General features: G+C 44.0%; 24 protein-coding genes and 1 pseudogene. 10 read left to right on the top strand and 15 right to left on the bottom strand.

What is annotated here, in order from left to right:
* Positions 1-89 precede the first annotated feature (89 nt).
* Entirely contained in the window at positions 90-722 is a 633-nt protein-coding gene (locus LC20001_RS13960; protein ID WP_010010401.1) for a hypothetical protein, read from the top strand.
* A 241-nt stretch (positions 723-963) separates the two neighbouring features.
* On the opposite strand, the gene LC20001_RS13955 is transcribed toward LC20001_RS13960, so the two are convergent.
* From LC20001_RS13955 to LC20001_RS13945, 3 genes are all read right to left on the bottom strand, one after another.
* The gene (locus tag LC20001_RS13955) at positions 964-1,218 is read right to left on the bottom strand and encodes a DUF2922 domain-containing protein (RefSeq protein WP_010010400.1); all 255 of its coding nucleotides are present in this window, start codon (positions 1,216-1,218) and stop codon (positions 964-966) included.
* Positions 1,219-1,700: 482 nt separating this feature from the next.
* A complete protein-coding gene (locus LC20001_RS13950) occupies positions 1,701-1,904 on the bottom strand; it encodes a hypothetical protein (RefSeq protein WP_010010399.1) in 204 nt (67 codons plus the stop codon).
* 245 nt (positions 1,905-2,149) lie between these two features.
* Positions 2,150-2,647: a sigma-70 family RNA polymerase sigma factor gene (locus tag LC20001_RS13945; protein WP_010010398.1), complete on the bottom strand. Its 498-nt coding sequence runs from the start codon at positions 2,645-2,647 to the stop codon at positions 2,150-2,152.
* Positions 2,648-2,929: 282 nt separating this feature from the next.
* Here LC20001_RS13945 and LC20001_RS13940 point away from each other — a divergent pair, with 282 nt between their 5' ends.
* From LC20001_RS13940 to LC20001_RS13915, 6 genes and pseudogenes are all read left to right on the top strand, one after another.
* Positions 2,930-3,742, top strand: a complete 813-nt coding sequence (locus LC20001_RS13940; RefSeq protein ID WP_010010397.1) for a hypothetical protein — start codon at positions 2,930-2,932, stop codon at positions 3,740-3,742.
* A 273-nt stretch (positions 3,743-4,015) separates the two neighbouring features.
* Positions 4,016-4,897: a conserved phage C-terminal domain-containing protein gene (locus tag LC20001_RS13935; RefSeq protein ID WP_010010396.1), complete on the top strand. Its 882-nt coding sequence runs from the start codon at positions 4,016-4,018 to the stop codon at positions 4,895-4,897.
* Entirely contained in the window at positions 4,881-6,212 is a 1,332-nt protein-coding gene (locus LC20001_RS13930) for a DnaB-like helicase C-terminal domain-containing protein (protein ID WP_010010395.1), read from the top strand. The genes LC20001_RS13935 and LC20001_RS13930 overlap by 17 nt, the downstream gene beginning before the upstream one ends.
* Positions 6,213-6,241: 29 nt before the next feature.
* On the top strand, positions 6,242-6,427 hold the full coding sequence (locus LC20001_RS13925; protein WP_010010393.1) for a hypothetical protein: 186 nt from the start codon (positions 6,242-6,244) through the stop codon (positions 6,425-6,427).
* Between the two features lie 294 nt (positions 6,428-6,721).
* Positions 6,722-6,937 carry a hypothetical protein gene (locus LC20001_RS13920; protein WP_010010391.1) on the top strand — a complete coding sequence of 72 codons (216 nt, stop codon included), beginning with the start codon at positions 6,722-6,724 and terminating at the stop codon, positions 6,935-6,937.
* Positions 6,938-7,244: 307 nt separating this feature from the next.
* Positions 7,245-8,526, top strand: a pseudogene (locus tag LC20001_RS13915) (ISL3 family transposase).
* Between the two features lie 108 nt (positions 8,527-8,634).
* On the opposite strand, the gene LC20001_RS13910 reads toward LC20001_RS13915, so the two are convergent.
* From LC20001_RS13910 to LC20001_RS13890, 5 genes are all read right to left on the bottom strand, one after another.
* The gene (locus tag LC20001_RS13910) at positions 8,635-9,693 is read right to left on the bottom strand and encodes a WxLIP family cell surface protein (RefSeq protein WP_010010390.1); all 1,059 of its coding nucleotides are present in this window, start codon (positions 9,691-9,693) and stop codon (positions 8,635-8,637) included.
* 67 nt (positions 9,694-9,760) lie between these two features.
* Positions 9,761-10,366 (bottom strand): WxL domain-containing protein, encoded by a 606-nt coding sequence (locus LC20001_RS13905; protein WP_056943357.1) that lies wholly within the window; start codon positions 10,364-10,366, stop codon positions 9,761-9,763.
* A gap of 501 nt (positions 10,367-10,867) precedes the next feature.
* Positions 10,868-11,644 carry an IS3 family transposase gene (locus LC20001_RS13895; protein WP_258410017.1) on the bottom strand — a complete coding sequence of 259 codons (777 nt, stop codon included), beginning with the start codon at positions 11,642-11,644 and terminating at the stop codon, positions 10,868-10,870.
* Positions 11,645-11,661: 17 nt separating this feature from the next.
* A complete protein-coding gene (locus LC20001_RS14815; RefSeq protein WP_409338989.1) occupies positions 11,662-11,913 on the bottom strand; it encodes a transposase in 252 nt (83 codons plus the stop codon).
* 897 nt (positions 11,914-12,810) lie between these two features.
* Complete coding sequence (locus LC20001_RS13890) at positions 12,811-13,278, bottom strand: Fur family transcriptional regulator (protein ID WP_003677837.1); 468 nt, start codon at positions 13,276-13,278, stop codon at positions 12,811-12,813.
* 344 nt (positions 13,279-13,622) lie between these two features.
* Between LC20001_RS13890 and LC20001_RS13885 the strand changes: the two genes are divergently transcribed.
* The 3 genes from LC20001_RS13885 to LC20001_RS13875 all read left to right on the top strand — a co-directional run bounded on the left by LC20001_RS13885 (position 13,623) and on the right by LC20001_RS13875 (position 16,496).
* The gene (locus LC20001_RS13885) at positions 13,623-14,312 is read left to right on the top strand and encodes a VIT1/CCC1 transporter family protein (protein ID WP_010010387.1); all 690 of its coding nucleotides are present in this window, start codon (positions 13,623-13,625) and stop codon (positions 14,310-14,312) included.
* Positions 14,313-14,335: 23 nt separating this feature from the next.
* The gene (locus tag LC20001_RS13880; protein WP_010010386.1) at positions 14,336-15,040 is read left to right on the top strand and encodes a VIT1/CCC1 transporter family protein; all 705 of its coding nucleotides are present in this window, start codon (positions 14,336-14,338) and stop codon (positions 15,038-15,040) included.
* A 64-nt stretch (positions 15,041-15,104) separates the two neighbouring features.
* Positions 15,105-16,496, top strand: coding sequence for an MFS transporter (locus LC20001_RS13875; RefSeq protein WP_010010385.1), 1,392 nt, complete (start codon positions 15,105-15,107; stop codon positions 16,494-16,496).
* 18 nt (positions 16,497-16,514) lie between these two features.
* On the opposite strand, the gene serS is transcribed toward LC20001_RS13875, so the two are convergent.
* The 7 genes from serS to LC20001_RS13840 form a co-directional block, all read right to left on the bottom strand.
* Entirely contained in the window at positions 16,515-17,792 is a 1,278-nt protein-coding gene (serS, locus tag LC20001_RS13870) for a serine--tRNA ligase (protein WP_010010384.1), read from the bottom strand.
* Between the two features lie 342 nt (positions 17,793-18,134).
* Complete coding sequence (locus LC20001_RS13865) at positions 18,135-19,259, bottom strand: LysM peptidoglycan-binding domain-containing protein (RefSeq protein ID WP_010010383.1); 1,125 nt, start codon at positions 19,257-19,259, stop codon at positions 18,135-18,137.
* 161 nt (positions 19,260-19,420) lie between these two features.
* The gene (locus LC20001_RS13860) at positions 19,421-20,242 is read right to left on the bottom strand and encodes a DNA/RNA non-specific endonuclease (protein ID WP_010010382.1); all 822 of its coding nucleotides are present in this window, start codon (positions 20,240-20,242) and stop codon (positions 19,421-19,423) included.
* 33 nt (positions 20,243-20,275) lie between these two features.
* Complete coding sequence (locus tag LC20001_RS14645) at positions 20,276-20,605, bottom strand: hypothetical protein (RefSeq protein ID WP_225351656.1); 330 nt, start codon at positions 20,603-20,605, stop codon at positions 20,276-20,278.
* A 254-nt stretch (positions 20,606-20,859) separates the two neighbouring features.
* Positions 20,860-21,999, bottom strand: coding sequence for an ArgE/DapE family deacylase (locus LC20001_RS13850; protein WP_010010380.1), 1,140 nt, complete (start codon positions 21,997-21,999; stop codon positions 20,860-20,862).
* Positions 21,992-22,531: a peptide-methionine (S)-S-oxide reductase MsrA gene (msrA, locus tag LC20001_RS13845; RefSeq protein WP_003677819.1), complete on the bottom strand. Its 540-nt coding sequence runs from the start codon at positions 22,529-22,531 to the stop codon at positions 21,992-21,994. The genes LC20001_RS13850 and msrA overlap by 8 nt, the downstream gene beginning before the upstream one ends.
* Before the next feature lie 35 nt (positions 22,532-22,566).
* The gene (locus LC20001_RS13840) at positions 22,567-23,385 is read right to left on the bottom strand and encodes a MetQ/NlpA family ABC transporter substrate-binding protein (RefSeq protein ID WP_035457020.1); all 819 of its coding nucleotides are present in this window, start codon (positions 23,383-23,385) and stop codon (positions 22,567-22,569) included.
* Positions 23,386-23,472 lie beyond the last annotated feature (87 nt).

Here is a 23,472-nt window from a genome sequence, read left to right as displayed (position 1 = left end):
ACATTGTGTATTATTAAAGCAACTTTATGTTTAGAAATGAGTATTTCACTGCTAATAAAGTGACTATATTGAGTATGGGGATTAGCGATATGGAGACGGTAAAATTTTATTTTTGGGTCGATCAGAAAGATGATTATTGTGCGCAGCTGACAGAAGTTAAGCGGTTTTATTTTAAAACCAAGATCGACCAGCCGTCGCTAATAGAACAATATCCGGCTGATTTAGTAGATAGTGAGATAACGATGCATCTTTATACCCATATTTTGATGCTAGCGCAGCAATTGCGTAATCAGATATATACTTTTTTGCAAGATAACTTGAAGCGGCAGCAATTACCTAGCCAGAATCTAAATTATCGAACCGTCGTGCGACTTTTTGGGATGTTTCTATCCGCTGATGTGGCTAAAACAATGAATGTTGCTGAGATGCAGCAGCTTTATTACTTGGCTGAAACTATTAAGTCAGGTAATGAGCGTGCTGTCCAAAAATTGCAGCAATTACGACCCGATTTTTTTCGTAGTCAAGCTGACCCATTGGACTTTTCTGGTAATAGTCTCAGTAGTCATCTGGATGTCTTCACGTCGGTCTATACAAATCAGGCCGCGTTATTAATTAACGAGCTAGATCTGCTTAATTTTGAACGTTCTGCGCAGACTTTTTGGCAGCAGATACCGGAAACACTGGCGATTGAACAGGAGTCTTTGCTAGCATTGCTGGGGTGAGGGAGAATCTGATGGTCAAGGATCAGCGTTGATTATTATGATGCCGATCATAAGTAGACAGGATAGTCGTTGGCCTGATAATTTGTGGGTGCTGATCAAGTAGTCATGGATGTTAGTTCGGCAATGATCGAATTATTACGGCAACGTGCGATCGATAGTATTACGAATTATTAAATTGAAATGAAATAACGCCAAACAGCCACACTTTTGATTGAGTGTGGCTGTTTGGCGTATTCGGTGTTTATTCAGCGTCGGCTACTGGTTCTACAGCCTCTGCTTCACCGCCAAAAATTGGTGTTACTGTCCGTTCAATATACTGCGCCTTGATCGGCGTTGCGTACGGGTTGACAGCTTCCAACTCAAACATCTTCAAATCGGCGATCGTTTGCATCGCTGTTTTGACCGTGGTTTCGTCCAAGGTCTGGGAAGCGTAGTTCAGGCGCATGTGTTTCGTTTTGCCGATTTCGTTCTTGAACTCCATATCAAGTTGTTTCATGGGAATGCTCCTCTCTGTGGTGGATTGGGTGTAGTAGTAGATAATTTAGTGGTGCGGCATTTCCGCAATTTGGCGTTGGGGCGTACGCTTGGCGGCGAAAATGAGGGTGGTGCGCGTTACTCAAGGGTGGTGGAAACATGCTAAATGGTGCAGGTTTCTGCGACTAGCTACGTTGTGTGAACGAGTCACTACGTGTCTCTTATCACCCAACTGCCATGTTTCTTGCGGCACGAATTTTGCCACAAGAATGGTCAACGCCCGTAACATCAAAGATTATTAGCGGTTTTTGCTAATAATCAACTACTTTTGTGGAGTAGTAGGCTGATGCTCAAATCCTGAGCGCCTAATTTATCACTCTAGCCGAAACGTGGTCGAAAAAACAGCTTATTCCGTATAGCTACGCTGTTCGAACGAGCTACTTGCGTGTCTCTTATCGTCCAGCTAGGCTATAGGCCATAATCTGAGCGCTTTTTCAACGCACTCTAACCTGCGTAGTCGTGTCGATCATACACAACAGTGACGGCGGCGCTGTAGCCTTCGTTGGCTAGTTCAGCGATGGTCTTACCGAATTTATCCAATTGTTCAGTCGTGGTGCCTTCTTTGACGTTGACGAACTTGTGTGTCGCTTCGCCGTCGATGTTGTCGCCGACGGTTTTGATCTGCAAGTCTGTTTTCAAAATAGCCATGGGATGACCTCCTTAAGTTTATGGCTGCGCTACTCTATCGTTAATGAGTAACTTAGTGGTAGGCGCCAGTTTTTGAAGGGGGGAAAATCAGCGGCCGCTATTTTACCCTTCACTTATAGATGCCGTATGAGCGGGCCGATTTGTGCCACCTTTTTTCTACAGGGTATCTAAAAAGGCGCAGTAATCTGCTTTTTTAGGCGCGTTTAGTCTAGATTGGTTGAGAACATGGTAACTGAAATCAATCGTTACAATAATTGCTGTAACTTTGCCAATAACTTAGTTCGGCGGCGGTAAACGGTGCGGCGACTAATTTTTAATTGTTGGCAGATCTCGGTGATCGAGTCATCTTGCAGGTAAAGTAGGCGGAATAATTGGTTTTCGGTTAGCGGGAGTTCAGTTAGTAGTTGCTGCAAGAGTAGTGCTTGGTATAGACTGTGTTCGGTGTCGCTACTGCGGTCATCGGGCGCGGTGTGGCCGAAGTAGCGTTGGTAACAGTCGTGTTTGCGTAGTAAGTCAATCACGCGTTGGCGCAGTTTGATGTAGAGATAAGTGTGGCGATCAAGGCTGGCGCCATTTTCGGCATAGCGGCAATACGCGTCGACATAAGCCAGGATGCATTCTTGAAAATAGTCGTCAAAATCAGGATTCTGTCGGGTGATGTTGAGTTTTTTTAAGACGCCGAAAATCAGCTTTTTATCGGCGAGTGCAGCGTTAAATGCGGTGTTGATCAATTGATTTGTCATTGGATCACAACCTTTTCTGTAGTGATCCCAGACGTCTAGGACGCTATAAGCATACTGGTCAACCCCCGCAGTACGCAAACGACAAAAAAGGCGAATTTACGAATAAAAATAAAACGCTTTCTTGATGCAAAAGCCTTTGGTGGTGCTAACTTAGCTTTTTTAATGTAAGCTTAATAATATTTTCATTAAAAAATAAGCGCTTCCTCATGCACTGGTTTACCTTTGTCGTTTATGCTATTAATGTAGCTAATTATTATCGTCGATATTTAAAGGGGTTAAAAAATGTTAGTTCGAAAACCCAAGTTTATTAACGACGACGTACCGTATTTTGATTTGGAGCAGATCGAATCGCGGTTAGATCTGGTTGAGTTGAGTGATGAATTTGTGATAAGACCTGATACGGTTTATGTCGCTAGCTTAGCGCATGCGGTTAATATGGAAGGTAAGCGATACTATACGGCTATGATCGGGATCAATGGGCGTTGCATCTTGACCACTTGTAAGTCTAACGATTTGATCAGCGAGTATAGTGAGCGGTCATTAACGAGTCCGCGATTTTGGCATTGGGTAGCACGTAGATTGGGCTGGAAGCCGCTTTATTTTGCGGGGGAGAATTCGTTTGTACCGGAGAGCACACCTAGCTGGGGGCAAACTTCATGGATCGGCAGTCGCTGGTACGATTCGATTTATACTACTAGTAAGGCAACCTTTGTGACTTTTACGCAGCCGCAAACACAACGGCAAGTGATTGTTCGGGTGCATATCTGCAAGCGGAAGTTACTTAAGAAGTTGGCGCAGGTGCGCGCAATGCTGATTTATACGCACCAGTTGACGCAATGGGCGATCGAACAGTGGCTGCCTAGTAGTCATGTTGACTTAGTTGTTCCGGCTAACTTGCCGGAGATACCTGGATTAAGGCTACCACTGTGGTCGGCATGGCAGATTCGGCAGTTTATCTTCGCTAATCACGATGAAGATGTTTGTTATATCGCAACAGATGAGTGTTGCAGTACGATCCATGAGGCGACTGAACGGGCGCAATACGCCTGGTTTCCGCCGCGTGAGTTGATCAAAGCACGCCGGCAGCAGTCATAAAAGTGACTGTTGTGTGCAACAGTGTTGGGTGTTGCCAACAACGGTCAAGGGTGTTGCGGGCAACAGGATGCAGTGTTGTCAGCAACACTGACGATAAAATTTAAATCGTTATCGACGGTAATTCTTAGTCAAAAACTTTAAAAAAATAGACCGCGTCAGTTGCGTTAAATCAACGTTTACTGTATGTGGTCTATTTTTTTTGCCTAAATTGTGGCACAAAAGCGGTCGTTGATACGGCATCTATAAGTGAAGAAATAAAAAGAGGTGCTGGGTTTGCGAACGTTATTTAGACTACCGGATGATTTTTTACATTTACCGGAATTAACTAAATTAGAAAAATTAGCTAATCGTAGTCAGTGTCACACTGGCTATATGCTGTGGATCAAGGCGTTATTCGTGGCTGGCGCGTTGCGGCAGAATGGGTTGCTATACACTGATCCAGACAAACCGTTGACGTTGACTGAATTAGCGCGCTGGGTCAAAATCGAGCGCGGTTCATACGTTGCGCCGGTGGTGGCTTTGTTGGCACAGTGCGATCTAATGCGACCGGCTAGTAACGGTCACTACCAGATCTGTCATTGGGAGCGCTATGCACCTGATGCTGGGGCCAACTATACTGGACTGATCAAGTTTGATTTACCTGACCAGAAAAGTCAAGCGCGCTCGATAAATCAGCAAGCGGCCTTAACTGGTGTCACTCCACTGACTTTGCAAAAATATACCCCGGAGCAACGCACTAAGTTAGCGGCATCTAGCGGCAAAATCCTAGCCTACTTGCGGCAACAGTCAGGCAAACAATTTAGTAACGACTCGGCAACACAGATTTTGCTAGCGCAATTATTTGAGCAGCAAGTGACGATCAAACAGATCAAGCAGGTGATCGATTGGAAGTGCAAGGATTGGTATGGTACCGATTATTGGAAGTTTTTGCGACCACAGACTTTGTTTGGACCGAAGTTTAACCAGTATTTATTGGAGGCACCGCCAGCACCACATGTACAATCGGCGGCGCCGCTGACCAAGCAGCGTTATTTAGCGAATTTATTCAATCTTTGTTGTGGTGATGTGACGCAAGTGGTCGCCCGGGCGGCAGAAGAGTCTGTCAGCACAACGATAGCGGAAGTGGAGGAGATCGGGCATGCCATTGGACACTAAGGTAGTACATTATTTATTGCATCATCCGGAAATGATGCAGACGGTGAGCATCGACGCTGAATGGTTTGGCGTCAAAAGTTGTCGTGAATTTATTCAGTTTATGGTGGCGGAGCCGGGACCGTACCGCAACTGGGTCGAGATCCAGCGGCGCTTCAACGCTGCCTATCCGTTGGCCTTTGCGGCTGATGAGTGGCAAACTTTTGAGCGGCCATTTGATGACGAAGCGATTTTTCAGGATAGCTTGCAGGCGCTGCATTTCTGGTATGCGCAAGGCAAGCTGCAAGTAGCGGCCCAAGCCTACTTTGCTTTGCCTAGCGCGGATAATTTAGCCGAGTTACAGGTACAAAGTGCGCAGCTAGCAGCGCTGAATCAGCCGAAGTTGCCGACACGGAGTATGTCGGAGCACGGCGCGGAGCTGTTGCAAGCCTTGGCTCAACCGCAAGCTAACGGCATCAAAACCTTTTCTAATGTGGATGCGGTGTTCAATGGCGGCCTGCGCGGTGGTGTACTCTGGACAATCGGCGCCCGCCCTGGCATTGGTAAGTCAGCTTTTGCGGTTAATCTAATTCAGCGCGCGCTAAGCCATGATGCGGCCTTGACGGTAGATCTATTTTCCCTGGAAATGACGGCGACTGACAATTATCAGCGGACGGTGGCTTATTCTACTGGGGTCGCAGTGGGCAAGTTCGCCAATCCGTTCCAGTTGTCGGCGGCGGAAAAACAGCAGGTGCAGGCAGCGGTGGGTCAGTTAGATCAGCAGCGATTGCAATTGCACGATAAACTGTTGGTGCTACCGCAGATCGTCAAGGTGATCCGGGACCATGCGTTGCACGCACCGGCGGGTCAGTATGTGGCGGTGATCGATTATTTGCAAATAATCAGTTTGGATCGGGTGGCGGCGCGGCATGATCGGCGGCAGGAGATCGAGATTATTACCCGCGAGCTGAAATTGCTGACCAACGAGTTGGATATTCCGATCATTTTGTTCTCGCAATTGAATCGGGAGTTGGAAAAACGCGTCGATCGCACGCCACAATTAGCTGATTTACGCGAGTCGGGCAGTATTGAGCAGGATTCCAATGTGGTCAGTTTTCTGTATCCGGCCAGTTTGAGTGAGGAGCGCAAGGCCACGCGCCATCTGAATCTGATTTTTCGTAAAAATCGGTCGGGGCGGCTGGCGGAATTGGCGTTTAGCTTTGTGCCGGGGCAGATGCGCTTCACGCCACAATTAGTGCAGGAACAAGCTGTGGCTGTGGGTGACGGGGGTCATTTGCCGATGCAGACTGATGTGGTGCCAGCAGATGTGCGCAGCTAATGGCGCTATTGTAGAGGAGGTGAGAGCTGATGATCGAGACGGTCACCGTTAGTACGGCGAAGATGCATTTGAACAAAATAGTGCGTGAGCTAGACCGCACAGACGGCGTGTTGGTGATTCGCAATATGCGTACCAACGATTGCGTAGTCGTACTCGCGGCGCATAAATGGCACAGTGAGCTAGAAACGTTGCTCGGTGAAGCTTTTGACTGCTAGAGTGTGTTTGCAAAAGCGTCCAGATTTTGAGCACTAGCCTACTACTTCGCAGTAGTGGTGGATTATTAGCAAGGACTGCTAATAATCTTTAATGTTCCGGACGTTGACCATGCAACTAAGGCAAAAATCGCCAAGTTGAAGCATGGCAGCCGGGTAATAAGCAAGTGATGTGCTTGACTGGCGTGGTTAGGCGCAGAAATCGGCTTTTTCGACCACGTTTAAACAAATTAGTAATGAAAAAAGCTGACAGCATTTTTCAAATACTATCTAGTTTTTAGGAAAGGAGTCGCTTTGATGACAGATTTAGGATTACCAGTCGGCCACGAGCTGGCTAAGCATGACTTTTTAGATCGACCATTGTCGGCTGATGCGTCGATCTATGTACTAGGTGAGTTTTTGTACCGTCAAGCTGACGCCGGCGAATTTCTGCAATTTTTACAGTTTTTGTGCCAGAATCAGCGTAGCGCGGCGGGGGTGTTGCGGTTAATGGGGGCACGGGCGGTGGAATAGCAATAAATAAGTTATTGGTTTAAAGAAAAAAAGCTGATCGAACATGCCGCAAAAAATGGCATGTTCGATCAGTTTTATTTTAGGACTAACAACTATAATCTAGCTCCATCAAAAATGATAAAACTTAAAGCGTGTGACATTAACGTTGACTAGCGTAATGATGGTTCTATACTTTTTCCTGTTGATAGCTTACTTAACATGGTAATCTATTAGCAGGATTTTTTAGTGCAAAATAAAAAAGGCCCATAAGCCTCGCACCTAAAAAATCCACCCACTACAGCATCTTTTTTAAAGGACGTGAAAACTTATGGACCCTGTAGATAAATATAAAATTTGCGCTCAGTATTAAAGACCCAAATGTAGTTTTTTACAAATATAACTATCAAGTGATTAAAGCTAAGCGCGCAAAAGTATATATAGCCACGGTTAAGTTCGACCAGAAACATTGCGCTAACTGTGGCTTTTGCGAGCTAAGTCATAATGGACACTACGTATCACGCGTGACCTATCTGGCAGCGAATGCGAGTGAACCAGTTTATTTAGAACTCCATAAAGAACGCGTCATTTGTCGTAATTGTAAAGCGTCGTTTATGGCTACTTCTGATGTGGTAGACAAGTACTGTTGTATCTCCCGAGCCACGCGTCAGAAAGTGTTTATGAGTCTACAAGACGACCGCACTCAAGCTAGCATTGCGATCGATGCCGGCATATCAGCTAGCACTGTCTGTCGTTACTTAGACAACTATGATGACTTATTTCGCAGAAATCTTAACTATCTACCGGTTCATCTCGCCATGGATGAATTTAGAGGAATTGGTGGTCGGCTCCATTTCATCTGTATTAATGGCGCTGGTGAGCACGAAATTCAACAAATTCTGCCAGACCGATTCAAGCAAAGTATTACTGATTATTTTAAACAATTTCCAGCAAGTGTTCGAGCACGTGTCAAAACAGTTACCGTAGATCTAAATAGTTACTATCAAGACATTGCCAAGGCAATGTTTCCGCAGGCAAAAATTGTGATCGACCGCTTTCACATCGTTGCAATGATGACTCGGGCTTTTAATCAAACTCGGGTGCAAACCATGAAAAAGTACAATAACAGATCCTATGAATATCGCACGTTAAAGTTCGCCTGGCGGCTTTATTTGAAGTATGCCGGAAATCTAGATGAGGAACATGTCTTTTATGACCGACACCTGCGAAAACAACTCACACAACTAGAACGTGTAGAACAAGGACTGACAATTAACGAAGAACTTAAAGCATCGTACGAGTCGATGCAAAGCATCATGGAAAACCTTAAGAATCAAGACAAAGACAAGCTTGTGGAAGATCTATATACAAGTCAAAATATAAGTCCCTACATGAAAGCAGTGTTTCAAACGTTCAAAAAGAACTTAGTGGTTGTACTCAACGCCAGTGAATCGGACTATACGAATGGCCCAGTCGAAGGCATGAATCGAATGATTAAACAAATTCAACGCACAGCATTTGGATTCCGTAATTACCATCATATGATTTCACGTATTAAGTTACGGCAAATGAGAACAAAACCAATGAAAAAAACAGAGTTGAAAGTCGCATGACTTTCAACTCTGTAAAAGCTATTCATCAACAGGATTTGACAAAGAGCCCAATTTTAGGGCACTTCAATAACTCATTTGGGTTATTGGGTCCTTTATTTTTAAGATATTCTACTTCCTGTGTTTCTTATAATACCAAACACCTAATCCAGCAACCACTATAATTGCAGCAACTGTTTCGATAATAGCCATATTGGATTTAGCATGACTATTTTTAACTGGTGTCTTCTTATTGATTTCACGACTTTGCTTACCAGTAACCGTAAATTTACGTTGGAGTTTCCAAGTATTTTGACCATCATTAGCCTTCACATTCAAATACAGCATATAAGTACCTGACTTTAACCTCTTATCTTTGTTAGTACCCATAACAGTATTAACATTGGTTGGATAAGCAAAGTAACTATTCGGAGCAATCGACATATTTGATTTTTCCGATTGTAAGATAACATCCTTACTATTATTTTCTGATGTTACCTTTGCCTTAATATCAACCTTTTCTTCCAATTTTGGCACATCATTATCTAATAGTGCGTTGACTGTAATCTGACCATTTTTAGTATCTTCATATGCTCTGACCAACTTCAAATTTGGCTCAACTGTAGCAGTACTTTGTCTTAACTGTAGCCCTAGAACATAATTATACTTATTTTTCAACGTTACACCTTTAGCATTACTCTTGCTGACTTGATTATCCTGTTCGATACAGATACCCCCTAACAATACGCCATCAAAATTTCCTTTAGGAGCATTAATATCGATGACTACCTCTTTTGAGGATTTTGCATCAACGGTGACGCTCTTAGGATATGTAACTAATTTTTCAATATCGTATTTCAAAGATGAATCAGCTTTAACATTATGTTCGTTATAGACTATTACCCCATTGGTACCAGTCGATGCGCGGTTCACCATTACAGTATAAGTATGCGTTTTAGTATCGTTATTGTTAATCCTAAATTTAGCTTGTAACTTTTGATTTGGCGTCACTTTCAAATCAAAATAACCAACTTTTTTATCTATCTGATCATTTGAAAGTTCTGGCACAATATTATAAGTCACTGCTGGTTGAGCTTCTGAGGTAGCGGCTAAAACATTCTGGGTACCCAAGCAGCCAAAGGTTATGACACTAATTAAAAACAGCATAAAAATCCAAATACGCTTCTTCAAAATATCATCTCCCGAAGAAAAAGAGAGAGCATGCAACAATTAAGTTACAAGCCCTCAATTTTTATATTTAAGCAGGTGCATTAGCCAATGTCCATGTTAATGTTGAACTGTAGGTTCCGCCAATATTACCAGCTGGGACCTTAAGTGAAGCATCAGTAGCACCATATGTTCCAGTATAAGCACCTACACCACTACCAGCTGCAGCATTAAGAACGGTTACTGGTGAGCTTGATAGTGTAAGATTTGTAACAAGTGTTGGAGGTGTTGATACATTATCAGCATCATCCGCCTTAATAGGAGTTACTTCTTTATTATTTAATATTAGTTGTGCATTCTTTAAAGCTGCACCGCCTTTTGCCGTGAATGGTGATGCTGCAACAGTTACAGTATATCCAGTACCGGTACCAACATCAGCAATCTTTAAATCTCCCGATACGGAAGTTGAGTTATACGAAACATCGTTTGCTGAAGCTTCTACCTTACCAAATTGGAAACTAGGGGACGAACTTAAAGTGATCGTTCCAGGCGTTATTTCAGCCGTAGCCTCACTTGTAACTGGTGTTGTTGGTGTCGTTGGTTCTGGTGTCGTTGCTGCTTGAGCAACTGTACCCAATGAACCAATTCCCAAAACAGCTGCCCCTACTAGCATGCTATTTCTTACGAGTTTTTTCATAATATTTTCCCCCTTATAAACGACTGTTAGTTGCTATGAAGCAGAGCCTTAATGTGGTGGATCAATTGGACTCTGCTGAATTGGAGAATATCCATCACATAGAGACCTCTTTCAATCTCCGCGTATATTATATATTTTTTGGGCCCAAATTGCAAGAACAAATTAGCCACACGATAAATCCTATTAAATCAGTATTTTCATTAATATTCATATTTTATGGACTTAACTTAACCGGCGGAAGCAGCGGAGAAAAGCTCTTTGGGTGTTTGATAGCCAGTGGATTGAAGTCAATATTTGAGACAGATTTTAAGAGACATTCAGAACCGCGTTTACCTTCCACAGCTCAAATAAATCATTAATCGCGATTAATAACTTATTTGAACCCTGGAAAGCATTAAATCAGGCGGCCATTTGGCTCGTAAGTGTTGCAATTTCAACTTGTAAGGGGGTCTGGTAGCCCAGTGAACTATGAATGCTCTTCCTATTGTAGAAAGCATGCACCTATTCAAAAAGGACGGCAGCGGCAGTTTCATAATCTTCAAAGACCGGCACTGGATAAACACATTCCTTTTTGAGGGAAGCGTGAAAGGATTCCATTGGCGCATTATCATACGGACAACCCTTACGGCTGTATGAGTGGCGGATATGTAGCTCAGTTAAACGTTGATTGTAATCATCGCTGGTATACTGTGATCCTAAATCCGTATGGATAATCAGGTCCCCAGTAATGGTTCGATTTTTAACCGCGCTTTCAAGGGTCTTTAAGACTAAATCAGTAGCCATCTTTTTTGAGAACGAATAGCCGATAATCCGTCGTGAGTGCAGGTCCATGATGGTTGATAAGTAACACCAGCCATTACGCTTCGTTTGAATATAGGTCATATCAGCGGTCCATTTTTGATTTAAACCAGTGGTCGAGAAATCCTGCTTAAGCAAGTTGGGACGCTGTTCAACCTTGGTTTTGGAAGCCGAAGCCGCTTTCCACTTATTGACGGTAACGGAGTGGATATCCAGTTCCTTCATGAGCCGGGAAATCCGTCGTGGACTGCACCGAAGCTGCAGTGGTTGAAGTTCCAGATTCAATTCATGGTGGATCTTCATAACACCGTATCGCTGCTTAAATTCCGCAAAGATCCGCAGAATCCGTTGTTTCAAGCCCGCATCTTCGGCCCGGCGTTTTGAAGGTTTGGGGGATCGATAACGATAATACTGAGCTCTGGAAACACCGAGGATTCGGCACATCTTGGTTACCTGGTGGTGATGGCTTTCTTGGTGAATGTAATCAAAGATATTGGTTACTTCTGCGCAAGGAAGCCCAGGGCTTTTTTTAGGATTTCGTTCTCCTCAGACAGCGAAGCCAGTCGCTTTTCCATCGCTTTGATTTCGTCTGGCGATTTACCGGATTGAGTTTTGGCCTGGCCCTGGATCCACTTATGAACTGTTGAATAGCCAATGCCATATTCTCTGGCCAGTTGGGCAGCTGATTCGCCTTGCTTATATAGGTTTTTGTTTGAATTCTTTGTCGTAACGAGTTGGCATGTAAAAATTCCTTCCTTTTGAGAGATGATTTATTCATTATACCCTCTCTTAAAAGTTGTCTCAGGAATCAGCTTACATCCAAAGTAACGTTCGATCATTTAGAGTAACAAATTTCACTTAACTTAAAACTGAAATAGCCAGCAGTAGTGTAGAAACCACAAAAATAGACTTCAAGTCTCCTCAGTCTTGAAGTCTAACGAATCATGGAAAATGCCTGACCTAAACTACTTTGGTCGTACAGAGATTTTTGAATATCTAGACACCTTCATATTAAGTTTTACGCATACGGTGAACTTCTAGCTTACCTGTTTATTAATTTTCTACATCTGTATGGTCGTACCTATCTAATGATAGGATTCAAGACCCTCAAACTAGGTTTCAGCGAAGCACCAGGAGCGTTGGAACTGTGGTTATGCCTGCTATGCGACATACACCTCCAGAAAGAATTTGCTACTTGTTGATCCGACGTTTCACAACGTTGATTTGATAGAACTTTGGAACAATTAAGTGTTGCCTACGACCGCCATCGTGTGTCTTGGTGGTCTGCCGAAGACTTAAATGTTTCTAAATGGTACTTAGATCCATAATACTTAAAATGTTACCAACGACCGCCATTTCATGTCTTGGTGGTCTGCCGGAGACCGAGGAGCCTTTACTACTGGTCAGGTCTTATCCTTTCCACACTCATAATATAGCATTATCTGTAAGCGATTGCAAGCAATAACTCAACTATTTTAATTTATTTTTTTAACCGGTTAAAATACTGGTACTAATGGGCTTTACGTATAAGAAGATGAACGTGTTGGATAATTTTTTTAACGATATGGGATTAAAAATAAGGGATCAACAACCACGCAAAAAGCTTGCCAACAATATTTTGCTGACAAGCTTTTTGTACCACGTTTCTATTTAATATTTTCTTTGTTGACGCGTAATTTTTTTTGACAATCGGGACATAAACCATAAACTTCCATATGGTTACCGGAAATTAAATAGCCGGTGAGTTCAGCCGTTTTGGCTTCTAGTTTACGTTCAACTTGACTGAAATCGGGGTAAGTGACGTCAGTGATCCGTCCACAATTGGTACAAATTGCATGATAATGTGGTGTGCCGAAGTAGTCGTAATGCGTGCTACCATCACCATTTTGTAACTCAACGACAATTCCTAGATCAACAAACGTATTTAATGTGTTATAAATTGTTGCCGCACCTAAGTTTGGCAGCTTTCTGCTTAGCGCCACCCGGATCATTTCAACTGATGGATGATTGTGATGGCTGGCCAGGTACGAAAGTATAATGTGGCGTTGCGGTGTGACCCGTAAACCGTGATCTTTCAATACTTGCAGTGTTTGATCTGTAACATCAGTAGTCACAAGCGGTCATCCTTCCTAAAAGTAAATTGTAAAAGAGACTACGTATTTAAATGTTTTATTTTTTAACAACTATATTAAACCACTTTTTTAGAATGATTCCAAGTTAAAACACCATCCGAACTGAAAAAAGTTTTCAATTAGCGTATTATCAAGCTTTATTAGAAAAAGGTGAAAATGACTTTACTTTTAAAAGAATTAAAATTATAATTTATTTGATAACAAATAAGAATGATTCTAAATTAAAAGATAAATGAGATTCATGCTACTTATGTACAAAACAAACATGATTCCCAGTCGCAATGTTAAAAATTAACCACTATATGTGGAGTAGAGAGGGTTATAATATGGAGCGTGCGAAGAAGAAACGTTCATTGGCCGAAAAAATCAATGTGATGCGGGCTAGTGTTATGGGCGCTAACGATGGTATCTTATCAATCGCTGGGATCGTTATCGGGGTCGCCGGTGCTACTAGCAATAGCAATGCGATTTTTCTAGCTGGGATCGCGGGGATGTTGGCTGGGACTGTTTCCATGGCAATGGGTGAGTATGTTTCAGTTAATACGCAGCGTGATTCAGAGCGGCGGGCAATCGAAAAAGAGTCGGCGGTGCTCGACGACCACTACCAAGATGAGTTTGATTTTATCCAACATAAATATATGCAAACTGGTATCCCAGCCAAGTTAGCGGAAAAAGCAACTCACGAGATGCTGCAAAAGGATGGTTTGTACACTGCAGTCCGTGAACGTTATGGTTTTAATCCCCGGGAGCAGACAAGTGCTTACGCAGCGGCATTTGCTTCAATGATTGCTTTTCCTACGGGGTCGATTTTACCGTTAGTTTCGATCACATTTTTCCCGCCAGCGATCAAAGTAGTCGCAACGGTTGCTGCAGTCATCGTGGCGTTAATCATCACTGGGTATACGGCGGCAGCTTTAGGCAACGCCAATCGTGGCCGCGCCGTGCTGCGGAACGTTATTTCTGGGTTACTAACGATGATCGTCACCTATGTTATTGGTAGTTTGTTCGCCCATTAGTTTAGTCGAGGAGGCCTTGAAACATGATGAAAGTGATTAAACCAACTGTAGCACCAAAACGCAAAATGACTATGGCCGAACGCTCAAATACCTTGCGAGCTGGCGTTCTGGGGGCCAATGATGGTATTTTAACCGTGGTTGGCGTACTATTCAGTGTCGCGGCCGCAACAACCAATCACTTCACGATTTTTATTGCTGGTTTAGCGGATCTGCTGGCCTGTGCATTTTCCATGGCTTCAGGCGAATATGCTTCAGTCAGTTCGCAAAAGGATACGGAAAAAGCGGTAGTAGCCAAAGAAGCAGCGCTATTGGAGTCAAATTTTGCGGCTGAGTTAGCCAATGTTATAGCGTACTATCAGGCGCGTGGGGTGACAACAGCTACGGCAACTGAGATCGCACAGGCCTTGATGGAAAAAGACGCGTTGGGTACTGTGATCCGAGTTAAGTATGATTTGGAGCTCGGCCACTACATGAGTCCTTGGCAGGCGGCTTTTTCATCGCTGGTCGCAGCAGCATCGGGGGGACTTTTCCCATTGGTTGCGATGACGTTAGCACCGGCAGCGTGGGCGTGGCCTAGTACTATCGCTGCAGTCACATTGTCAGTTGCCCTAACTGGTTTCCTCAGTGCCAAGTTAGGTGATGGTCTAGTCAAAACAGCAATTATTCGGAATATATTAGTTGGGATCATTACCATGTTTATTCATTACTACATCGGTCAATGGATGTAGGCAGTATGACAACGAGCGGCTGCGTCCACGCGCAGCTGTTTTTAATTTATTGGAGGAATTTCTCGTGCAAACAAAGCAAACGCAACGTTTTTGGTTTATCGCAGTCTTATTAGCCGGCACCTTCACGATGTCGATCAGTCAATCTTCACTGTCAACAGCGTACCCAACGCTGATGCAGTATTTCAATTTACCGGCAGCAACGATCCAATGGTTGACCACTGGCTTTATGTTGGTGATGTGCGTCATGATGCCCGTTAGTCCTTGGCTATTAAAGAATATCCCCTTTAAACGCTTATTTTTAGGCATTTTAGTGATTTTTGATGTGGGAACTTTAATTATTTTATTAGCGCCAAATTTTGTCATGATGATGACTGGGCGAATGTTGGAGGCCATCGCGGTTGGGGTACTGTTTCCAGCTTATCAGTCGGTTATGCTGACGATCACGCCAGAAACTAAACGTGGTAGTACCATGGGTGTTGCTGGTTTAGTCATGGGGTCTGCATTAGCGGTAGGGCCGATTATTTCTGGGATCGTGCTCCGTTTTACGACTTGGCAAGGTTTATTCGTTGTATTCTTAGTCATTATTACCTTAGTTTTTATCGCCAGCCTATTTACGATCAAAAGTGTGATGACATTGGCACCGTCTAGTATTGATTTTATTTCGATCATTTGCTCAGTAGGTGTTATTGGTGTGCTGTATGTGGTCAATCAGATCGGCCAGGCTGGTAACTGGGCCTTTAATTTTGCGCTACTTGTTTTAAGTTTAGTAGCACTAGCCTTTTTCGTTTGGCGGCAATTCCAACTGACACAACCGCTGCTAGAACTACGGGTGTTAAAAACGTTTAATTATGACTTAGCGGTTTTACTAACCGCGATCTCGTATATTGCCTTAATCGTCGTCACGATTATTTTTCCACTTTATTACCAAAAAGTCTTGGGCGTCTCACCCTTTATTTCTGGCCTCGCTTTGGTTCCCGGTGCGGTAGTCTTGAGTATTCTCAATCCGTTGACCGGTAAATTAGCCGATCGTTTCGGCTTTAAACGGGTGATGCTAACGGGGATGTTATTGATCTGTCTTGGTTGGCTGATCCTAACGCTTTTTGCCGCTCATATGAATTTAGGGTTAATGATGATACTAGCAGCGCTGATCGAAGGTGGCAATGCCTTCGTTATGATGCCAGCGGTCACGCTAGGGGCTAACGCCTTGCCTGATCAGTTAATTGCGCATGGTACCGCGGTAATCACCACGGTACGGCAGATTTTAGGCTCAGCCGGCGTGGCTGTAGCGACGTTGATTTTAGCTAACGCCACCCACGCATTACAAAATCGCGGCGTCGATATCAGTCAGGCACAAATTGGCGGTTATCGTGCGGTTTTCTTAACCTTCTTGATAGTGGAGTTGTGTGGGTTAGTGTTGGCATTTATGTTACGTGATACGAAAAAAGTCCGCGCTTAGCGGACTTTTTTAATAACCTTATGATTTAGTAATTACTTTTAAGCCATGCATATAAGGCTGTAATGCTTCAGGAACCTTCACACTACCGTCAGCCTGTTGATAATTCTCTAGAATTGCGGCAACGGTACGACCGACAGCTAAGCCGGAGCCATTTAGCGTGTGCACATATTCCACGCTGCCATCGGCTTTACGATAACGAATCATTGCGCGCCGTGCCTGGAAATCTAAGCAATTAGAGCAAGAACTGATTTCACGATAAATATGTTGCTGTGGCATCCAAACTTCTACATCATAAGTTTTAGCGGCAGAAAAGCCGATGTCACCAGTAGACAGTGTAATTACATGGTAGGCCAGACCTAATCTTTCCAAAACCTCAGCAGCATTTTGGGTCAACTTTTCTAGTTCAGCGTAAGAGTTTTCTGGTTTACTGAATTTAACCATTTCAACTTTATGGAATTGATGCATGCGGATCAAACCACGAGTGTCACGGCCGGCACTGCCAGCTTCAGAACGGAAGCATGGAGTGAGAGCAGTGAAATAGATCGGTAAATCAGCTTCATCCAGAATTTCGTTAGCATAATAGTTGGTCAACGGCACTTCAGCGGTGGGAATCAATGTCATCCCAGTTGCTTCCACAGTATAGACGTCTTCTTTAAACTTAGGGAATTGACCGGTGCCAAACATGGTTTTACCAGTAACTAAATAAGGAGGAATAACTTCCTGATAGCCTTGTTCCCGTGTATGCAGATCAAGCATAAAATTGTATACTGCACGCTCTAACTGCGCACCGGCATTTTTGTAATAGACGAACCGAGCGCCGGAAACTTTAGCCGCACGATCAAAGTCAAGCAGACCAAGTTGTTCACCAATTTCCCAGTGTGCTTTCGGTGTGAAAGAAAACTCTGGAATCGTACCCCATTTGCGCACTTCGGTGTCGCTAGCTTCATCAGGACCGACTGGTAAGTCAGCAGCGGGGATATTAGGTAGGCGCACTGCGATATGCTGCAAGCGTTCCGCGCCTTTTTCTTGTTGGGCTTCAATGTCATGAATAGCTTGGTTTAATTGTTTAACTTGTTTGATCAAAGCTTGCCCAGCTGCTGATTTTGGATCAGCAGCTTTAATTTTAGCCGTCAGCTGATTCTTTTCTTTTTTCATGGCTTCAGCCTTTGTGATCGCAGCACGATTTTGTTGGTCGAGATTGCGATATTCATCGATTTCAGCTGGATCAATACCTCGAGTTGCTAAGCGTTCTTTGACTAAATCAGGCTGTTTGCGAATCATTTTTGGATTTAACATGATAAGGACTCCTTTTTATTTTTAATACAAAAAATCCCATAATCTTCTTTTGAAGATTATGGGACGTAATTAGCGTGGTACCACCCGTAGTTTTATGCTGCAAATATGCAACAATACTCTGAGTATATCGTCTCGCCGTGATCTGTTCACAGGTCAAGCTAAGCAGTGGATTCGCCACTGGTAAGCGATTAGCTCACATTACCGCTAATTTTCTGGACGTTTACCAATGGTTACTAGTTGCTATAATCGCATTATTATTTACGACTCCAATATAGCACTGTTTGTGAATATGTCAAAAGGTAAGTAAATAAAAAAATCGCCTTACCGGCGATTTTCACATTTCTATTGCAATACATCAATATGATTTCCAGAAACAGCGCCGCCACGATCGTGGACAACGGCTTCACCATACGGTGTTTGGATATGAGTACCAAATGGAATACTGCTGTCAGATGCGGCAATCAGATACCCATCAGCGTCACGGCCAGTTGCGGTACTGGTGCCATCAGCAGTTGCGCTGGCGTCACCCCAACCTTGATCTGGTGTTGCGTTGTAGTAAGTGAATGTATAGTTACTGTCAGCGCTAGCGGTAGTTGTGTTACTGCTGGTACTAGCTGAGCTACTTGTTGCTGTTTGTGTCGCTACTGCTGTTGATTCTGCCGCTGCCTGACTAGCGGCTTGGTTCGATGCGATCGCTGCCGATTGCGCTGCTGCACTAGCTGCCTGCGTTGACGCGATCACAGCTGCCTGGCTGGCTGCTGTCGCTGATTCCGCCGCTGCTTGGCTAGCTGCATTGGCCGAAGCTGTTGCAGCTGATTGTGCTGCTGCACTAGCTGCTTGGACTGAAGCTGCTTCTGCTGATTCGTTAGCAGCTTGCGTTGCTGCTAGACTAGCTGCGTTGGCTGAGGCCGTTGCGGCCGATTGTGCCACTGCACTAGCTGCTTGGGCTGAAGCCGCTGCCGCTGATTCGTTAGCAGCTTGAAATGCCGCGTTAGCTGAGGCTGTTGCTGCCGACTGTGCCACTGCACTAGCTGCTTGAGCTGAAGCCGCTGCTGCTGATTCGTTAGCAGCCTGCAAAGCGGCATTAGCAGCGTCAGTAGCTGATTGTGCTGCTGCCTGGCTAGCTGCGTTGGCCGAAGCTGTCGCGGCTGACTGTGCTGCTAATTGGCTGTTCCAATCTGGTTGCACGGTTTGAGTTGCCGCCGCGCTGTAAGTATTGGTTGTGGCATTATTATCGGTTGGAATTTCCAACTTTTGTCCAATTAAAATAATTGGGTTGTCACCACTTAATTGGTTCGCTGTTTTGATTTGATCAACCGTGACGCCGTATTCTTGAGAAAAGTCCCAAACGGTATCATTGGCTTTAACTGTGACTGTTGCCGCGTCCGCTTTAGTTGCGATAGCGGAAACGCCAATTACACTAAGTAAAGTTGTCGCGCTAAGTAATAGAGCGTTCTTTTTTTGCATGCAGAGATCCTCCTGAAATAAGTGAACGTTTTCGTTAAATAATAACCTAACTGTAGCACGAAAATGTGTAGCTAGCGTAACAGAATTGTTACAATATGCTGGTTGTGTTACATAAAAGTTACATTAGAATAACAAAAAGGCCAGCAGAGGCTTTGCTGGCTTTAAATCGTTGTATCCGGTACTTGGAGGCTGCTGGTTTGGCTGGTGCCATCGCTGTAATTAAAGGTGAATCCGGGTTGGACATTGAAAATATAGACATTAAAATTCAAGCTGCCATCGGTACTGATCGCCTGTAACTGAACACCGCGGGGCATTAACTCACTACCACGGAAAATAGCGTGGGGCTGGTAAATAACTTTTTTACCATTACGCAGTGCGGTTCGAATTTTAGTTTCGTAGACGGTTTGTAGCCGCTGATTGCTAAAAGCCGTTTGTGTAAATAAGTTTTTCAAATTATTTTGGTCGCCGCTTTGTTGGTTAGGATCATAATTACCGTCAACACTGATGCCCTTTGAGATTGAGTAGGCGACTAAGTGACCACGATTGAGGATTGCTTGGCGACCAGAAAACTTCTGATGCCAGCCCGTAGGTTGTACCGTTTGTCTGACCCGCAGTGAATCATTGGCGACGTTGCGCTGTTCTAAATAAGCGGTATTGGCTGTGCTGGTGCGGTTTAGCTGATCTAAATCAGCATAAACGACGTGGTTGGTTTTCCAACTAGCAGGGTCCAAAGTCGCTTTGTTATTGTTGACGGCAACGACAGCACTTTGACCTGATCGATAATCTAGGTCAGCTAATTGCGCGGTGCTAGCGTTTGGTTGGCTGGTACTGTTGGTGGTACTGCTTTGTGCTGTGGGCAACAATGCCTGCGCTGTTTGCCACAAATTTTGTGATTGACTTGGCTTGAGTCCTAGCCAACCGCCAATTAAAACGATCGCTAAAACAAGTAGCGAAGTGGTGCGTTTTTTTCTGCGTCTCTTCATGCCTAAAAAACTACTTTCTACTTAAAATTCAATTTAGCCCAGCAGAACTAAATTCTTTTCTACGCGGAAACCAAATAGTGGATGCTGCTGGTCTTGATACTCAACGTACATGTAGCGGCGTAATTGGTGCTGTCGCAGTAACACCGATAATTCCCATAAATGGAGTGTTTGCTGATGGGGCGTGGTTTCTAGGATCAACTGCGGTTGTGTGATCTCGGCTGTATGCAGGCCGCTTAGCTTAATGTATTGCACATGATCCACTTCTTCAGTCCGTTTACCATGGCGATTGGCACCGAACTCATACATGACCCAAAAATTTCGGTTTAGGTCGGCGATCATGGCTAAAAAATCGGTGATTCGCATAAGTATCCCTCGCTCCGCAATAGTAGCTGCCTGTGATCCTAGACTAGCAAAAAAGCACTCAGTTAGTTCAAAATTAAAACGAACGGTTGTTCTCATTTTAGCATAACTAATGCCGAAAAAAAAGCCACCATTTTGGTGACTTTCAGTGGGGCTACGCAAAAAGTAGTCAGGTAATTTAGTAAGCAATTGGCCTAATTTCCAATGCGAACATAAGTTTTTTGATCGCTTTAATTGTGTTATAGTGCAATTAAAGCTTAACTCAGTTGCCGCAGGGCTAACGCTTGATAAATTTTTTGCGTATTAACGATGTTGGCAACACTGACGGATTCATTACTTTGATGCGCAGCTGACCAATCGCCAGGGCCAAAAATAATTACCGGGAACTTGTGCGCTGACTTGGTGAACTCAGACGCATCAGTGGCGCCATGGATCACATCTTCGATCAGTTCTTTACCCGTAACTTGTTGAGCGCTGGCTTGGAGCGCGGTAACCAATGGATCATCTTGAGCTGTCAAAACGGGTACAAAACTGAAATCTACATTGAGTTTTAAGTTAACGTCAGGTTGCTGGTTTAGATCATCGATGATCGTTTGTAGCCGGCCGATTGCCTGCGTATTATCAAAGCTGGGAATCGGGCGCATATTTCCGGCCAATTGTGCGTAACCAGGGATACTATTGACTTGCGTGCCACCTTTGATCACAGTGACACTATGGACAAAATCGCCTAGTGCTGGATGTGGGGCGACGTCATCAAAAGCGTGCGCTTCAGCAGTGATGAATTTAACGAGGTTAGTGATCGCGTTGATTCCGGTTTCTGGCAATGAACTGTGGGCTGCTTTGCCGATCGAAGTAACTGTATAATCGATTGAACCACTATGAGCGTAGATCAATTTCTGACCTGTTGGTTCGCCGATCACTAAACCGCTGAAATCATCGGCGTAACCTTGTTCGGTCAATTCACGGGCACCGTGAGCGCCAAATTCTTCACCGACTGTGGCTACAAAACGTAAACGACCCTTTAGTGGTGTATCCTTTAGTGCGATCAGCGTTGTAGCCATTGCAGCGAGTCCACTTTTCATATCAGCAGCACCGCGACCGTAAATGCGGCCGGCATGTAATTCACCGGAAAACGGCCCGGCATATGGCCAATCGGCAGCATCACCGGTTGCAACTGTATCTTGATGACCAGAAAAGACCAAGACTTGTTTGCTAGTCGGATCACCGATCTCAGCGATTAGGCTAGTGCGACCAGGCGCATAAGTTAATTTTTTAGTACTGATTCCGTTAGCGGTAAATAGCGTAGCCAAATAATCGCTGACTGCTTCTTCATGGTCGTTAACGGTGTCTAGTTGAATCAGATCCTGTGTGATTTTGATCAGTGTTGCTTTATCCACGGACGTTCGCCTCTTTTTGCCAATATTTAGCAGTGAATTCTTCGCGACCAGCAATCTCTTCGGCGAAGCGTTCAGGGTGGCGTTTATAGAAGTCTTGATGCTCAGCTTCCGCTGGATAAAATGGTTGTGCGTCTTCAATTTTGGTGACGATTGGGTCAGTGAAGCGACCGCTGGCAGCTAATTTTTCGCGTGAAGCGATCGCTAATTGCCGTTCAGTTTCGTTCTGAACAAAGATCACTGGCCGGTAATTGTCGCCACGATCTTGAAATTGGCCCATAGCATCAGTAGGATCGGTTTGTTGCCAATAAATATCTAGTAATTGTTGGTAGGAGATCACTGCTGGGTCATAAGTAATGGCGACTGCTTCAGTGTGTCCAGTGGTGTGTGACTTGACTTGTTCATAGGTCGGATTAGCAACGTGACCGCCAGTATAACCAGAGACCACATTAACGATACCTGGTGTTTCATCAAAGGGGCGAACCATACACCAGAAACAACCACCGGCAAAAATTGCAGTTTTAGTTTGACTCATATTTCAACAGCTCCTAATTTTAAATTTTGAATCGCTTATTTTAGTTTTGTGTTCCAAACAGGGATCGAAGCACCTTTAGATGACTTAGAAATAACCTTAGCAATGTCTTCTGATTGGAAAGCTTTAACGACTTTCTTGTAGACTGCCTTATTACGGTTCTTCTTTTGGGCTGCGATCACGTTGATATAAGGTTCAGCTTTTTTGTTGACCTTTTCTAAATAAATCGCATCCTTTTTCGGATTGATCCCAGCATCGACGGCCATACCGGAGTTGATCACTGAGGCATCGACATCTTTCAGTGCGCGAGCAGTTTGGTTAGCATCTAACTCTTTGATCTTTAAGTTCTTTTTGTTTTTCGTGATGTCTTTCACGGTTGGGTATTGGCCTTTACTGGAATCAACTTTGATCAAACCAGCCGATTGTAATAGTAACAAAGCTCGACCGCCATTAGAGGCATCATTGGGGATCGCAATTGTTGCGCCCTTTTTGACTTGTGAGATCTTAGTAATTTTATCGGAATATAAACCTAGCGGCGCAATAACGGTTTTGGCGATTGGGACTAAGTTAGTGTGGTGTTCCTTATTGTAAGACTGTAAGTAAATGTTTGTTTGAAAAGCGTTCAGATCTAATGAACCTTCAGCCAATGCGTTATTAGGTTGGACATAATCGGTAAAGGTGACGATTTGAATATTGATGCCTTTTTTAGCCAATTTCTCTTTTACTGCGTCCCATTCTTCATGTTTGGCACTGGCAACACCAACTTTAACAGTAGTGGCAGCGTGCGTGGCGGTACTGACACCGCCAAAGAATAGAATTGCGGCTAATGCGATCAACCAATACTTTAATTTTTTCATACTAAATTCCTCCAAGTTTTGTGGGTACTGTCAAACGTACCCGATTTTGTCTAGTTTTAATTATTGTTTCTAATGGTTTTGTATTAT

Source organism: Loigolactobacillus coryniformis subsp. coryniformis KCTC 3167 = DSM 20001 (assembly GCF_002706425.1).
In the GTDB taxonomy this organism is placed as follows: domain Bacteria; phylum Bacillota; class Bacilli; order Lactobacillales; family Lactobacillaceae; genus Loigolactobacillus; species Loigolactobacillus coryniformis.
The sequence above is the reverse complement of the archived record's forward strand: the minus strand, read 5'-3'. Positions and strand labels throughout refer to the sequence as shown.